This is a genomic window from Streptomyces sp. NBC_01304 (assembly GCF_035975855.1).
GTDB lineage: Bacteria > Actinomycetota > Actinomycetes > Streptomycetales > Streptomycetaceae > Streptomyces.
The window spans coordinates 7,626,292-7,640,243 of record NZ_CP109055.1; the positions used below are offsets into that span (position 1 = coordinate 7,626,292).

At 72.3% G+C, this 13,952-nt stretch carries 11 protein-coding genes; 5 read left to right on the plus strand and 6 right to left on the minus strand.

What is annotated here, in order from left to right; translation table 11 throughout:
* Nucleotides 1–174: 174 nt before the first annotated feature.
* Nucleotides 175–567: a hypothetical protein gene (locus OG430_RS33915; RefSeq protein WP_327356467.1), complete on the plus strand. Its 393-nt coding sequence runs from the start codon at nt 175–177 to the stop codon at nt 565–567.
* A 202-nt stretch (nt 568–769) separates the two neighbouring features.
* Here the strand turns inward: OG430_RS33915 and OG430_RS49535 are convergent, their stop codons facing one another.
* Nucleotides 770–2,260: a DUF2330 domain-containing protein gene (locus OG430_RS49535; protein ID WP_442816600.1), complete on the minus strand. Its 1,491-nt coding sequence runs from the start codon at nt 2,258–2,260 to the stop codon at nt 770–772.
* A 526-nt stretch (nt 2,261–2,786) separates the two neighbouring features.
* On the opposite strand from OG430_RS49535, the gene OG430_RS33930 reads away from it, so the two are divergent.
* On the plus strand, nt 2,787–4,580 hold the full coding sequence (locus tag OG430_RS33930) for a glycosyltransferase family 39 protein (RefSeq protein WP_327356468.1): 1,794 nt from the start codon (nt 2,787–2,789) through the stop codon (nt 4,578–4,580).
* Nucleotides 4,581–4,722: 142 nt separating this feature from the next.
* Here OG430_RS33930 and OG430_RS33935 read toward each other — a convergent pair whose 3' ends face one another.
* A complete protein-coding gene (locus OG430_RS33935; RefSeq protein WP_327356469.1) occupies nt 4,723–5,967 on the minus strand; it encodes a cytochrome P450 in 1,245 nt (414 codons plus the stop codon).
* Nucleotides 5,968–6,287: 320 nt separating this feature from the next.
* Here OG430_RS33935 and OG430_RS33940 point away from each other — a divergent pair, with 320 nt between their 5' ends.
* The 3 genes from OG430_RS33940 to OG430_RS33950 all read left to right on the plus strand — a co-directional run bounded on the left by OG430_RS33940 (nt 6,288) and on the right by OG430_RS33950 (nt 9,207).
* Nucleotides 6,288–7,457 (plus strand): steroid 3-ketoacyl-CoA thiolase, encoded by a 1,170-nt coding sequence (locus tag OG430_RS33940; RefSeq protein ID WP_327356470.1) that lies wholly within the window; start codon nt 6,288–6,290, stop codon nt 7,455–7,457.
* Nucleotides 7,458–7,672: 215 nt separating this feature from the next.
* On the plus strand, nt 7,673–8,920 hold the full coding sequence (locus OG430_RS33945) for an alpha/beta hydrolase family protein (RefSeq protein ID WP_327356471.1): 1,248 nt from the start codon (nt 7,673–7,675) through the stop codon (nt 8,918–8,920).
* Nucleotides 8,921–9,003: 83 nt separating this feature from the next.
* Nucleotides 9,004–9,207: a nuclear transport factor 2 family protein gene (locus OG430_RS33950; protein ID WP_327356472.1), complete on the plus strand. Its 204-nt coding sequence runs from the start codon at nt 9,004–9,006 to the stop codon at nt 9,205–9,207.
* A gap of 86 nt (nt 9,208–9,293) precedes the next feature.
* Here the strand turns inward: OG430_RS33950 and OG430_RS33955 are convergent, their stop codons facing one another.
* The 4 genes from OG430_RS33955 to OG430_RS33970 form a co-directional block, all read right to left on the minus strand.
* A complete protein-coding gene (locus tag OG430_RS33955; RefSeq protein WP_327356473.1) occupies nt 9,294–9,737 on the minus strand; it encodes a transglycosylase SLT domain-containing protein in 444 nt (147 codons plus the stop codon).
* Between the two features lie 353 nt (nt 9,738–10,090).
* Nucleotides 10,091–10,954, minus strand: a complete 864-nt coding sequence (locus OG430_RS33960; protein ID WP_327356474.1) for an ECF transporter S component — start codon at nt 10,952–10,954, stop codon at nt 10,091–10,093.
* The gene (locus OG430_RS33965; RefSeq protein WP_327356475.1) at nt 10,951–12,801 is read right to left on the minus strand and encodes an ABC transporter ATP-binding protein; all 1,851 of its coding nucleotides are present in this window, start codon (nt 12,799–12,801) and stop codon (nt 10,951–10,953) included. Before OG430_RS33965 ends, OG430_RS33960 begins: the two co-directional genes overlap by 4 nt.
* Entirely contained in the window at nt 12,798–13,943 is a 1,146-nt protein-coding gene (locus OG430_RS33970) for an energy-coupling factor transporter transmembrane component T (RefSeq protein ID WP_327359331.1), read from the minus strand. The genes OG430_RS33965 and OG430_RS33970 overlap by 4 nt, the downstream gene beginning before the upstream one ends.
* Nucleotides 13,944–13,952: the final 9 nt, after the last annotated feature.

The following is a 13,952-nucleotide window of genomic DNA, read 5'->3' on the forward strand; positions in this document are numbered from 1 at the left end:
GCGCTCGGGCATGTGCCCATTGTCCCAAAGAGGTGTGGGACGGGCCTCGGTGAGGGAAGTGTGGGCTCAGTCACGTACCGGGTGGGGCGTGGAGATCTATCATGCGGCGGCGCGTACGGCATGTGCGTACGTCGGTGAACTTCCTTGCGCATTCCGTGATTTGGAGGATTTCTCATGCTCGAGCTCACCATGGCCGCGGTGTCCGCGGCGGGCGAGGGTGCGACGGCGGGCATGCTCATGGCGGATGCGCCGAGCGCGCCCGGCTCCGTGCTGCGGGTGGGGCGGGACCGGGGTGTGTGCCGGCTCGCGGCGCCCGAGGACTGGCTGTTCGTGTCGCGGGTCCATCTGGAGTTCCGCTGCGGTCCGGACGGGTCGTGGATGGTCTTCTGGCTGAAGGGCTCGCAGCCCGACCCCTCGTCCGAGGTGCGGGTGGTCCTGGGCGGCGTGCCGCACCCCGTCGCGTACGGAGCGAGCGCGCCGCTGCCCGCGGGAGGGTCCGGCGAGGTGGTCATCCAGGACCGGGCGGGGCCGCGCAGTGTGCATGTGGGGTTCTTCCACGAGGTCTAGGGCGTGTCCGGCGGATCTTCGCGGAAGAGCCCGCGGCGTCTGGTGCGTGCTCTCGGCGTGCGCCCGGATCGCCCTCGTACTGGACGTACTTGGGTGATTCGGGCGTGCGGCGAGCGGGGGCACCCCCGGCCGGAGGCTGGGGGCGCGTGCCAGGCGTCGTGGGCCCGCGAAGATCCGCCGGACAGGCCCTAGGGCCCGATCCTCAGGCCGGCGGGAGCACGTCGCGGCGGGCCCGTGCCCTGGCCCGTACGACGATCAGGAGCACGGCCACCAGAGCGACTCCGCCCACGGTCAGGAGCCAGGCCGGCATGCCCGCGACGCGGAGCAGGCGGTCCCGGTCGTACGTGCGCCGGAAGGTGGTGTCCGAGGCCGAGCGGCGCAGTTCGTGGTCGGCGTTGATCCGCTCGGGCTGCGGGAAGTCCTGCTCGACCGCGGTCAGGAAGGGCGTGCCGCCGCCCGCGAGTTCGGCGAGGGCCCCGGTGGGCTCGACCTTTCCGGCGAAGGTCACCTCGGGTTCGGCCCCGCCGATGGCGGACCGGGGTTCCATGCGGTGCGGGGCGAAGACGTACAGGCCGAGGGACTGCGGGGTCCGGGCCAGGCGGGACAGGCGCATCGGGTAGACGAGCCTGTCGCTGTCGAAGGTGATCCGGAGGGGGTCGAGGGCGCCGGTGAGGGGCTGGGGCCGGGCGGGGGTTTCGCTTGAGCCTGGGGTGCCGGATGCGCCTGGGGTGCCGGTCGTGCCGGTTGCGCCTGGAGCGACGGTCGTGCCTGACGTGCCGGTCGTGCCTGGAGTGCTGCTCGCGTCCGGGAATTCGCCGGTATCGGGGCCTCCGACTGCGTCGGGCGTGGGTCCTGCGTCCGGGCTGCCGCTCGCGTCCGAGGTACTGCCCGAACCGGGATGTCCGCTCGCGTCCGGCGTGCTGCCCGCGTCGGGGCTGCCGTTCACGCCCGGCGTGCCGCTCGTCCCGGGCGAGGCTCCGGTGTCAGGGGTGCCGCTCGCGCCGGAACCGTCCGCCTCCCCGGGGACGAGGCGTATCGCCACGTACTCCCACCCCTGGGCGACGTACGGCTGCAGCGCGTCCTCCAGGCGGTCGGGGAGGCGGAAGCCGTTGGTGCTCAGCCACGTGCTGAGCGCGTCCGGGTCGGTGGCGGTCAGGCGCGCCACCTCGAAGTCGCCGAGGCGGCGCCGGTCGACGACGCCCACGCCCGAACCCCGGCCGTCGCTCGCGCCCGGCGCCGGCGCCCCCGCGCCGTCGTCGTCGGAGTCGGCGAAGGGCCAGTCGCCGCCGCGCGGCCAGAAGTAGAAGCGGTCGCGCGGGACCGGTGCCGTGGCCTCGCTGAGCCGGTCGAAGAGGGCCGGGTCGCCCAGCTCGACGTCCGCGCGGTGCGGCACCGGCATGATCCAGGCTGCCTGGTCGGCGGTGCCCCGGACGGTGAGGCGCATGTCGATGCGTTCGCGCCGGCCGTCCCAGCGGACGGCGGAGGTCTCCTGGTCGACGCCTATCCGGGTGTCGGCGTTCGGGACCATGGCGCCGCAGCCGCAGGCGTGGGCCGGGGCGGCCAGGGAGCCCAGTTGCAGCGCCGCCAGGGACAGGAGGATGCCGAGGACCCGCCCGCGGCGGCCCCGTGCCGGTCGCCGTCGACCACCCTCGACCTGACCGTCCCCGCCGGTCTTCGCCGTGCCCATGGACATGTGGCAGCTCCCCCCGTCGTGCCGTCGAACACGAGCTCAGACGGGACGGCGGAGCACGCGGTTCCAGCGCGCCCGGCTCATCTCGGCCCCCGGTCTCCGACCGCGCCCGACCCGCCTGCGGCTACAGGGGCGGCCGCGTCCCTCGTAGGATGCCGGGATCGGGAGACAAGGCGGGCGGAGGCCGACGGGGCGTGGTGGCAGCGGAGCACAACGGGGGCGGGGCCGGGCGCTGCCCGGCGTATCCGGTGACCGGATCCTGCGCCCACCCGTTCCTTGACGCCCGCAACCCCCTGCCGGGGCCAGGTCCTGCGCCGGGCTCCAGCAGGGAACCCCGCACGCAGCGGAGGCAGGGCCGGCCCTCCGGCCGGACGACGCACCTTCCGGCAACGGCAACGGCAACGGCAATGGCAACGGACCACGCCCACGTGCCGGTGTTGGACCACACCCACGCACCGTCCTCGGACCACCCCCACATACCGGCCCGACACCGCCGCGCCTCCTCCGTCCCGACCCGCCGAGCCGCACCATGACAGCGCTGCGACCCCCCGACGGGCAGGCCCCCGGCCCCCGGCCCACCGAGCCCCGGCTCACCGCACCGACCGCGGAGCACCCCATCGACACGGCACAGCCCAGCACCGACCGCCGGCCCACCACCGCCGGTGCCCGGACCACCGGGGCCAGGATCCCGGCCCAGAGCGGAGCGGCCCCGGCCGGTGGCCTCGCGGGCCCGCGGCCGCGGCGGGCGCTGCTCGCGCTGCCGCCCCTGTTCGCGCTGCTCTTCGGACTGTGGGGGATCACCCGGCAGGGCACCCTGTGGCGCGACGAAGCGGTCACGGTCGACCTCGGGCAGCGCTCGCTGTCCTCGCTCCTGGCCACCCTCGAGCACTACGACGTCGTGCACGGCTTCTACTACCTCTTCATGCACGGCGTGTTCGCCCTCTTCGGCGACTCCCTGCTCGCCCTGCGGCTGCCGTCCGTCCTCGCGATCACCGCCGCCACGGCCGGTGTCGCGCTGCTCGGCCACCGGCTCGCCGGACTCCGCGCCGGGCTGCTCGCGGGCGGGGTGTTCGTGCTGCTTCCGCTGGTGCAGTGGCATGCGCAGGAGGGACGTTCGTACGCGTTGGTGTGTGCGCTCGTCGTCTGGGCGACCTGGATTTTCGTACGCGCCCTGGACCGTCCCGCCCTGGACGCGAGGGCCCGACTGCTCTGGTGCGCGTACGCGCTGCTCGCCCTGACCGCCTGTCTGCTCCACGAGTTCGCGGTGCTCGCGGTCCTCGCGCACGCGGTGACCCTGTGGCGGTCGAACGCGCCCCGCCCGATGCGCCGGGCCTGGCTCGTCGCCTCGGCCTGCGTCGTCGTCGGCCTCGCCCCGCTCGCGGTGTTCAGCGTCGGACAGTCCGCCCTGGTCGACTGGATCAGCGGGCCGCAGCCCGGCGTGCTCATCGCGTACGGCATCGGGGCGGTGCTCGGCTTCACCCGCGCCGCGGTCCCCGTGCGGCCGAGGTCAGGGCCTGCGCCGAGTTTCCCGTCTGCCCGGCGACGCCTGGCACGCTCCCTCAAGCTCTTCGAGCAGGGGCGCGAGACATCAGCTGCTCCGCAGCGGGCGCAGGGCCCGCCCTCCGGGCGGACGACGGGAAACTCGGCGCAGGCCCCGGGCCCGGTCACCCTGCAGGGCCTCGCGCTACCCCTGATGCTCCTGCCGACCGTGCTCCTGCTCGCCCTGAGCCCGGTGAAGGCGCTCTTCGTCGACCGCTATGTGCTGTACGGCATGGCGGGCCTGGCGCTGCTCGCGGGCGCGGCGCTGGAGCGGGCCTGGCAGGCGGCGACCCGGCACCCGGCGAAGCACCGCCGGCACGCGCTCGCGGCGGGCGCGAGCCTGGTCGCGCTGGTGGCCCTGGTTCCGGTGGGCCTGATGGTGCGCTCGCCGGAGAGCCGGGTCGACAACATGACGGCGATCGCCGACGAGGTGCGCAAGGTCGCGAAGCCCGGCGACGGCCTGCTCTTCATGCCCGCCCGGCGCCGCATCTGGGCCGCCGACGAACCCGAGGCCTTCCGCGGCCTGAGGGACCTGGCGCTCGCGCAGACCCCCGACGCGTCCCGCTCGCTCTACGGCGTGGAGCACCCGGTCGAGGACCTGCCCGCCGAACTGCGCACCGCCGAGCGGATCGTCGCCCTGCAGGACCCGGCCGGGGACCCCCTGGACCGGACCCCCGAGGAGAAGGCCAAGCGCGAGGTGTTGCAGGACTCCTTCGAGGAGTGCGGCGCCACTGAGGTGCAGGGCGCGCGGGTGGCGGTGTACGCACGACCCGGCAAGTGCTGACCGGGCGTTCGAGGACAGGCTCTGAGCGGGAGGCAGGGGCAGGCGTGGATGGGAGTGCCCCTGCCTCCCGGGGGAGGGCCGGTCGCGGTCGCAGCGAGGCCGGCCTGACGTTCTGACGCCTCTCCACCGAGGCTGAAGTGCCTCAACCCAGGCTGACCTGAAGCTCCTTGATGCCGTTCAGCCAGGCCGCCCGCAGCCGGCGCGGGTCGCCCGCGAGCTTCAGGTTCGGCACGACGTCGGCCAGCGCGTTGAAGATCAGGTCGATCTCCATGATGGCCAGGGACTTGCCGAGGCAGAAGTGCGGCCCGCCGCCGCCGAAGCCGAGGTGCGGGTTCGGGTCGCGGGTGACGTCGAACCGCTCGGGGTGCTCGAAGACCTCGGGGTCGTTGTTGGCCGACGAGTAGAACAGCCCGACCCGGTCACCCTTCTTGATCTGTACGCCGCCGAGTTCGGTGTCCTGCGTCGCCGTGCGCTGGAACGACACCACGGGCGTGCCCCAGCGGACGATCTCCTCGGCGGTGGTCGACGGGCGCTCCCGCTTGTAGAGCTCCCACTGCTCGGGGTGGGTGAGGAAGGCGTGCATGCCGTGGCTGATGGCGTTGCGCGTCGTCTCGTTGCCGGCCACCGCGAGGAGCAGCACGAAGAAGCCGAACTCGTCGGAGGAGAGGTTGCCCTCGTCCTCCGCCGCCACCAGCGTGCTCACGATGTCCTTGGCGGGGCAGCCCTTGCGAGCCTCGGCCATCGTCATGGAGTAGCCGATGATCTCGGCGGCGGCCTTGGCGCCGGTCTCCTCGGTGACGGCGTACTCCGGGTCGTCGTACGCGATCATCTGGTTCGACCAGTGGAAGATCCGGGACCGGTCCTCCTGCGGGACGCCGATGAGTTCGGCGATGGCCTGCAGCGGGAGTTCGACGGCCACGTTGGTGACGAAGTCGAAGCTGCCGTCGGGGCCCGCCCCTGCGGCCGCCTCCTCGACGATCTTGCGCGAGCGATTGCGCAGGGCCTCCTCCAGGCTGCGTATCGCCCGCGGGGTGAAGCCCCGCTGGACGATCTGCCGGACCCGGCTGTGCTCGGGCGGGTCCATGTTGAGCATCAGCAGCCGCTGGGCGTCGATCGAGTCCCTCGGGATGTGCTCGTTGAAGCGGATGACCGCGGTGTTCAGGGTGGACGAGAACAGCTCGGGATGCGTGGAGACGTACTTGACGTCCGCGTGCCGGGTGACGGCCCAGTACCCCTCGTCGTCGAACCCCGTGACGCCCCGCTCCTGCGGGCACCACCACACCGGAGCGGTCTGCCGCAGCTCGGCGAACTCCGGGTGCGGTACGCGGCTTTGGAGCAGGTCGGGGTCGGTGGCGTCGAACCCTTCGGGCAGGGCGGGACAGGTCATCGGTCAACTCCAGTGTCGTACGGCCAGGGCCCTGAGGGCGGTGCGCGTGCGGGCCTCGGCAAGTGTCTGACGGCCCATCAGAAGTTGTCCGAAAGGTAGTAACGGGTTCTACAAGTGGCAAGGGTCTCTGCGTGATCTGTTGCGCGCAAGGGGTGTGCACAAGCTGTGCAAGACCCTTGCGTACCGGGGGTAGCACTCGTAAGACTGCGGGGAGAACTAGAACGCGTACTAGTTCTGGACCGTTCTGGTCGGTTCTTGTGTCGGCGGGCGCCGGGATCGCCCTCCAGACGCGCAAGGTGTGCGAGGAGAGGATCAGGGTCATGGCCGCGGAACCCGTCATCGTCGAAGCCGTACGAACCCCCATCGGCAAGCGCAACGGAGCGCTCGCCAACCTCCACCCGGCCTATCTGCTGGGGGAGACGTACCGCGAACTCCTCGCCCGCACCGGCATGCACGCCGACTGCGTCGAGCAGATCGTCGGCGGCACGGTCACGCACGCGGGCGAGCAGTCCATGAACCCGGCGCGCAACGCGTGGCTCGCGATGGGCCTGCCGTACGAGACCGCGGCGACCACCGTGGACTGTCAGTGCGGCTCCTCGCAGCAGGCCAGCCACATGGTGGCCAACATGATCGCGGGCGGGGTCATCGACGTCGGCATCAGCTGTGGCGTGGAGGCCATGTCGCGGGTGCCGCTCGGGTCGGGCTCCAAGCACGGTCCCGGCAAGCCGTTCCCCGACGAGTGGAACGTCGACCTGCCGAACCAGTTCGAGGCGGCCGAACGCATCGCCCGCAACCGGGGGTTGACCCGGGAGAACGTCGACTCGCTGGGTCTCATATCGCAGGAGCGGGCCGCCGTCGCCTGGGCCGAGGAACGCTTCAAACGGGAGACCTTCGCCGTCCAGGTGCCCACCACCGAGGCCGAACAGGCCGCCGGGCAGGGCATGTGGCGGCTCGTGGACCGGGACGAGGGGCTGCGCGACACGACCATGGAAGGGCTGGGGGGCCTCAAGCCGGTCATGCCGACCGCGGTGCACACGGCGGGGAATTCATCGCAGATTTCGGACGGGGCCTGCGCGATCATGTGGGCGTCCAAGCGGATGGCACGGGCGCTGAAGCTCAAGCCCCGGGCCCGGATCGTGGCCCAGGCGCTGGTCGGGGCCGACCCGCACTACCACCTGGACGGGCCGATCGATGCGACTCGGGCGGTGCTCGGCAAGGCGGGGATGTCGCTGAAGGACATCGACCTGGTCGAGATCAATGAGGCGTTCGCCTCGGTGGTGTTGAGCTGGGCCCAGGTGTTCGATCAGGATCTGGAGAAGGTGAATGTGAATGGCGGGGCGATCGCGCTCGGGCATCCGGTGGGGGCGACCGGGGCTCGGCTGATCACGACCGCGTTGCACGAGCTGGAGCGGCGGGACAAGGAGTTCGCGCTCATCACGATGTGTGCGGGTGGGGCTCTCGCCACGGGGACGATCATTCAGCGGTTGTAATTGTCCCCACCCCGCCCCTTCCCGAAATCCTGCGGAGCTTTCCGCCCTCCGGGCGGTGTCCTCAAGCGCCGGACGGGCTGAATTGTGCCGGCGGCAGCCTTAAGGGAAGGGGCGGGGTGGGGGAAATCCCTCCCACGGAGGTGTAGCCAGCGACACCCCCCAACCCGGGGGCATGCCGGATGGGTTGAACCCTGATACCGGGCCACGATCGTGGCATGACCTACACCACGCGCATTCGCCGCGGCACCGTCGCCGCCTGCACCGCTCTCGTCCTCGCCCTGGGCGCAGCCGCTCCCGCACTCGCCGGTGACACGCAGCCTCACGTGGCGACGTACACCCAACAGCACACCCAGCGCGGCGAATTGATCGCCAGCACCCCGCTGAGCAAGCTGACCTCGGCCGAGCTCACCAAGTTCCTCGAAGGGCGCGACATGGACGCCAGTACGGTCCGGCACGGTGTACGGGCGTACCGGCTCACCTATCGGACCGTCGACCCACAGGGGCAACCCACCACCGCCACCGGCCTGTTCGTGCTCCCGGACAGCAAGAGGCAGCGGCTCGACCTCGTGTCGGACACGCACGGCACCATGGTGCACCGCGACTACGCGCCCTCCGTGGGCGAGGACTTCGGGCGCGTCGCGCCCTATCTGCACGCCTCGGCGGGCCGGGCCGTGGCCGCCCCCGACTACCTCGGGCTCGGCAAGGGGCCGGGGAAGCACCCGTACATGGACACGAAGTCCGCCGTCACGGCCTCCGTGGACATGCTGCGGGCCGCCCGCAGCGCCGCGCGGCAGCAGGGGCGGACGCTCACCGGCGACGTGTACGCGACCGGGTTCTCGCAGGGCGGGCAGGTCGCCATGGCGCTCGGGAAGGAGCTGGAGCGGGGCGTCGACCGGCACTTCCGGCTGCGCGCCCTCGCGCCCGTCGGCGGGCCGTACGACCTGGAGGGCGAGGAGGTGCCCGCGGTGTTCGACGGCCGGGTCAACGACATCAGCGCGATCTTCTACGTCTCCTACTTCCTGGTCGCGCAGAACCGCCTGCACGGCATCTACCAGGACCCCTCGGAGGTCTTCCGGGCCCCGTACGCCGACCGCGTCGAGGCGCTCTTCGACGGTGAACACCAGGAGGAGGACATCGTCAAGCAGCTGCCGGGCACGGTGAAGGAGCTGCTGACCCCCGAGTTCTACGAGCGGATGCAGCACCCGACGGGCGTCCTCCTCGACGTCCTGCGCAGCAACAGCGACAGCTGCGGGTGGGGACCGAAGGCGCCGGTACGGCTGTACGCGGGGGCCGCCGACACCGACGTACCGATCGCCAACGCCCGTAGCTGCGCCGCCGACTTGGCGGACCACGGGGTGCGGGCCCCGGTCCTCGACCAGGGGCCGGTGGACCACTTCGGCAGCTTCAAGGCGGCGAGTCCGAAGATCGTGCGCTGGTTCAGCGAGCTGCAGCAGGGTCGGTAGCGGCGCCGGCCGTCGAGGCCACGTCGAGGAAGCGTTCGAGCACGGGATGCGCGGCATCGCGGCGCCACACCAGCGAGTTGCCGGTGGTGGCGCCGTCGAGCGGCCGGCTGGCCGAGCTGGGCGAGGACCAGATCCTGGTGACGGGGAGCTTCGCCTTCCGCTTCCCGGCGACGGGCGCCGTGTACGAGGACGGCTTCGTGGTGCGGCTGCGGGTGCGGGACGGGCAGATCGCCGAGTGCCAGATCTATGAGGACTCGCTCGCCCTGCTCAGGGCCTATCGGGGCTGACCCGGGCCGGGTACGACGAAGCGCCGCCTCCCTCGCGATGAGGGTGGGCGGCGCTTTCGTCAGTGCTGGCTCAGTGCCGGTTCGGCTCAGTACCAGTGGTGGGTCTGCCAGAACGACCACGCGGCGGCCGGGCTGCCGTAGCGGGAGTTCATGTAGTCGAGGCCCCACTTGATCTGGGTGGCCGGGTTGGTCTTCCAGTCCGCGCCCGCGGACGCCATCTTCGAGCCGGGCAGGGCCTGGACCAGGCCGTACGCGCCGGAGGAGGCGTTCGACGCGGTGTGGTTCCAGCCGCTCTCGCGGGAGACGATCTGGCTGAACGCGTTGTACTGCGCGGGGTCCGGGATCATCTGCTTCGCGATCGCCTGCGCCGACGTCGCGGCCATCGCCGGGGCGGCGGCCGGGACAGCCGCCGGGGTGGCGGCCTGGGCCGGAGCGGCGGAGAAGACCATGCCGGCGGCGGCAAGGGCCACGACGGAGGTGGCGAGGGCCTTCTTCGGGGTGGCGATGCGGCGGATGCGGGAGACGGACACGGAAGACCTTCCGTAGGGGACATGGAGGCGCAGGAGGCATGCCGGTACCGCTCGGGGAGAGGTGGGGGAATGCACAGGCGCCGTCGGCCGTGAGACCGGGCGGCGCCCTGCGACTCCTCCAGAGAAGCAGGGCTGTTACGTCGCCGCAATGACCCCTGTTACTAGGAGAGCTCGCACCTGGGGCGGTTCGGCCCCACTTCTTATGGACCCCTTGTATCCGCAGGTCAGGACGGGCGTGAGGGGGTCTGTGGATCATGGCTCAGGGACTACTAGCCGGGATCGTTGAGGACCTTGGTCCTGTGCGCGGGGTCACCCCTAGGGGGCCTCTGCCGTTACGTAGGGCGATGGGTGGCCTACTGGTTTTTGTCCTGGAATGTGACGGGCGCCTCGAAAGCTGCGCGGCGGGTGGCTCGGCGCAGCGCCTTCAGCACGGTCGCGCCGACGGCCAGGGTCAGGGCGACCGTGACGGCGGCCCGGCCCAGGTCCCAGCCCATCGAGGTGGCCAGGCAGTAGGCGAAGAAGCGGACCAGGTTCTCGTGCACCGGGTCGCCGGCCTGGAAGGAGAGGCCCGAGCTCATGCCGGGCACGATCGTCCAGCCGTACAGATTCATCACGAATCCGTACGCGACCGACGCCGCCGCCCCGTACAGCGCGAGCATCGCCAGCTCGGCGCGGCCGCGCAGCCGGTCGGGCCCGGGCAGCAGGCCCGCGCCCATCGACACCCAGCCCATGGACAGCATCTGGAACGGCATCCACGGGCCGACCCCGCCCGTGAGCAGGGCGGACGCGAACATCGTGACCGAGCCGAGGACGAAGCCGAAGCCGGGTCCGAGCACCCGCCCGGCCAGGATCATCAGGAAGAACATCGGCTCCAGGCCAGCCGTGCCCGCGCCCAGTGGGCGCAGTGCGGCGCCCACGGCCGCGAGCACGCCCAGCATCGCCACGGCCTTGGCGCCCAGGCCGCTCTCGGCGATGGTCGCCGTGACGACCCCCACCAGAAGGGGGAGCAGCGCGGCGAAGAGCCAGGGCGCGTCCGCGGCGTGATCGGTCACCCCGGAGTCGCCGTCGGCGAGCAGCGGCCAGCCGAAGGCGGCGACGCCGATGGCGCTCACGAGGAGGAGCGCGGCGATGGACTTGGGGCCCAGGCGGATGGCTCGGGCCTGCGCCTGGGCCCGGGCCCGGGCCCGGGCCTTGGGCCGGGTCTGCGGGGTGTTCATTCGGCTTCCGCCAGTGCGGCCTCGACCTGCGGCACGGTCAGCCACTGCTGCGGGGCCAGGATCTTGCTGACCTGTGGGGCGAAGGCGGGGGACGAGACCACGACGTCGGCGGTCGGGCCGTCCGCCACGACCTCGCCGTCGGCCAGGATCACCACGCGGTGGGCCAGCTCGGCGGCGAGCTCCACGTCGTGGGTGGCCAGGACGATGGCATGGCCCTCGGCGGCCAGGTCGCGCAGGACCGTGACGAGGCGGGCCTTCGCGGCGTAGTCGAGGCCTCGGGTGGGCTCGTCGAGCAGGAGCAGCGGGGGCTTCGCGGTGAGGACGACGGACAGGGCGAGGGTGAGGCGCTGGCCCTCGGAGAGGTCGCGGGGGTGGGTTTCGTCGGGGATGCCGGGGAGGAGGCGGGTGAGGAGGGCTCGGCAGGTTCCGGGCTCGGCGCGCGCGTCGTGGTCGGCCGCCTCGCACTCGCCGTGCACCGTGTCTGCGTACAGAAGGTCTCTTGGTTCCTGGGGAACCAGGCCTACGTGGCGGATGAGGTCGCGGGGGGTTGTCCTGTGCGGGACCGTCCCGCCGACCCTCACCTCGCCCGAAGTGGGTCGGATCATCCCTACGAGGGTGTTGAGGAGGGTCGACTTTCCGGCGCCGTTGCGGCCCATGAGGGCGAGGGTTTCGCCCCTCTCGACCTTGAGGTCGACCCCTTGCAGGGCTTCGACCCGGCCTCGTCGTACTGCCAGGTTTTCGGTCTGGGCGACCGGAGCGGTGGTCTTGGTTGCGGGAGTTTCCGTTGGCCTGCGCCTGCGTTGGCTGAACCAGGTTGTCCACCTGGACGCCTTCATTTCCGGATGTCCGGCACCTTCGGCTGTGCCCACCCTTCCCCAAGCTCTCGGCTTCGCTCGAGCAGGGGAGGCCCCACTCGCCCTGCGGAACGCCTGCCCACAGGGTTGGGGGTGGGTGGGAGTGGTGGTGTCGGCCGCACCGGGGTGGGTGGGGATTGCGGTGGCGGCCGCACTGGGGGCAGTGGGAGCTGCGATGCCGGACAGTCGTTCCCGAAGCTCGCCCGCCCCCCGGCGCGCATCCCGCACAGTAAGAGGAAGCGGGGACCAGCCCGCCAAGCGCCCCAGCCCCACCACCGGCGGATACACCGGTGAGATCGCCATGATGTCGGCGGGAGCGCCGAGGATCGGGGCCTCGCCGGGGCCGGGGAGGAGGGCGACCTGGTCCGCGTACTGGACGACACGCTCCAGGCGGTGTTCGGCCATCAGGACCGTCGTGCCCAGGTCGTGGACCAGGCGTTGGAGGACGGCCAGGACCTCCTCGGCCGCCGCCGGGTCCAGGGCCGAGGTCGGCTCGTCGAGGATCAGGACCCGGGGGTGCGGGGTGAGGACCGAGCCGATGGCGACGCGTTGTTGCTGGCCGCCGGAGAGGGTGCTGATGGGGCGGTCGCGGAGGTCGGCGAGGCCCAGGAGGTCGAGGGTTTCCTCGACGCGGCGGCGCATCACGTCGGGGGCGAGGCCCAGGGACTCCATGCCGTAGGCGAGCTCGTCCTCGACGGTGTCCGTGACGAAGTGGGAGAGCGGGTCCTGGCCCACCGTGCCCACCACGTCGGCGAGTTCGCGCGGCTTGTGGGTGCGGGTGTCGCGGCCCGCGACGGTCACCCGGCCGCGCAGGGTGCCGCCCGTGAAGTGCGGGACCAGACCGCTGACCGTACCGAGGAGGGTTGATTTTCCGACCCCGGAGGGACCGACCAGCAAGACCAACTCGCCCTCGGGGACCGTCAGTTCGACGCCCTGGACGGTGGGGGCGTCGCAGCCGTCGTACGTGACCGAGACATCCTCGAACCGGATCATGGCGCTTCCTTCCGAGGCGGTGCGGGAGCCACCCACGCGGGCAGCAGGCCGAGCAGGACGCACGCCGCCGGCCACAGGGGCAGCTCGGGCGCGGTGAGCGGGACGACGCCGGGGTGCAGCGCCTCGGGGGCGTAGGAGGCGGCCCAGATCATCAGGGCCGCCACCGCGACCCCCGACCCCGACACCAGCCACGCCCGCGCACCCCAGCGGTCGGGCCGGTACCGGGAGCGCACGCTGCGCCGCCCGCCGAGCCAGAGCCCGGCCATGGCGAGCACGAGCGAGACGAGGAGGAGGGGCAGGCCGTAGCCCGCGCCCGCAGCGGCCAGCAGTCCGTACGTTCCCGCGCAGACGCCCAGCAACCCGCCGAGCGTGAGGACGGCCGTCGTACGCCGCACGGAGAGAGGGACCTCGGCGGTACGGCCGTACCCGCGTGCGTCCATCGCGGCCGCCAGGGACACCGAGCGCTCCAACGCGCCCTCCAGGACCGGCAGTCCGACCTGGACGAGGCCGCGTACGCCGCGGTCCGGGCGCCCGCGCAGCCGGCGGGCGGCGCGCAGGCGCTGCAGGTCGGCGATCAGCTGAGGGGCGAAGGTCAGCGCGACGACCACCGCGACCCCGGCCTCGTACAGCGCGCCCGGCAGTGACTTGAGGAGCCGCGCGGGGTTGGCGAGGGCGTTGGCGGCGCCGACGCAGATGAGCAGCGTGGCCAGCTTCAACCCGTCGTACAGCGCGAAGACCAGACCCTCGGCCGTCACCCGGCCGCCGATCCGGATGCCCTTCGCCCAGTCGGGCAGCGGGACTTCGGGGAGTGTGAAGAGGAGCTGGCTGCCGGGGATGGGGGAGCCGAGCACGATCGCGAAGACCAGGCGGATGGCGAGGACGAGCAGGCCGAGCTTGACGAACGCGCCGTAGCTGCGGGCCCACGGCGCCTCGGTGCGGCGCGCGGCGACCACGTACCCCGCGACGCCGACCAGCAGGCCGAGCAGCAGCGGGTTGGTGGTGCGGGACGCGGCGGTGCCGAGGCCGAGCGCCCAGACCCACCAGGCGCCGGGGTGCAGGGCGTTGGACCGGTTGGCCTCGGGGGCCTTCGGTGTCGTCAGAGCCCTCAGCGCCTTCGGGGCGAGGCTGCCGCCGTATGTCATCACGCGATC

What these genes read in the sequence shown, in the direction of transcription:
- OG430_RS33965 (WP_327356475.1), bottom strand. Translation starts at nt 12,801, where the DNA reads ATGATCCGGTTCGAGGATGTCTCGGTCACGTACGACGGCTGCGACGCC.
- OG430_RS33915 (WP_327356467.1), top strand. Translation starts at nt 175, where the DNA reads ATGCTCGAGCTCACCATGGCCGCGGTGTCCGCGGCGGGCGAGGGTGCG.
- OG430_RS33945 (WP_327356471.1), top strand. Translation starts at nt 7,673, where the DNA reads ATGACCTACACCACGCGCATTCGCCGCGGCACCGTCGCCGCCTGCACC.
- OG430_RS33970 (WP_327359331.1), bottom strand. Translation starts at nt 13,943, where the DNA reads ATGACATACGGCGGCAGCCTCGCCCCGAAGGCGCTGAGGGCTCTGACG.
- OG430_RS33940 (WP_327356470.1), top strand. Translation starts at nt 6,288, where the DNA reads ATGGCCGCGGAACCCGTCATCGTCGAAGCCGTACGAACCCCCATCGGC.
- OG430_RS33935 (WP_327356469.1), bottom strand. Translation starts at nt 5,967, where the DNA reads ATGACCTGTCCCGCCCTGCCCGAAGGGTTCGACGCCACCGACCCCGAC.
- OG430_RS49535 (WP_442816600.1), bottom strand. Translation starts at nt 2,260, where the DNA reads ATGTCCATGGGCACGGCGAAGACCGGCGGGGACGGTCAGGTCGAGGGT.
- OG430_RS33930 (WP_327356468.1), top strand. Translation starts at nt 2,787, where the DNA reads ATGACAGCGCTGCGACCCCCCGACGGGCAGGCCCCCGGCCCCCGGCCC.
- OG430_RS33960 (WP_327356474.1), bottom strand. Translation starts at nt 10,954, where the DNA reads ATGAACACCCCGCAGACCCGGCCCAAGGCCCGGGCCCGGGCCCGGGCC.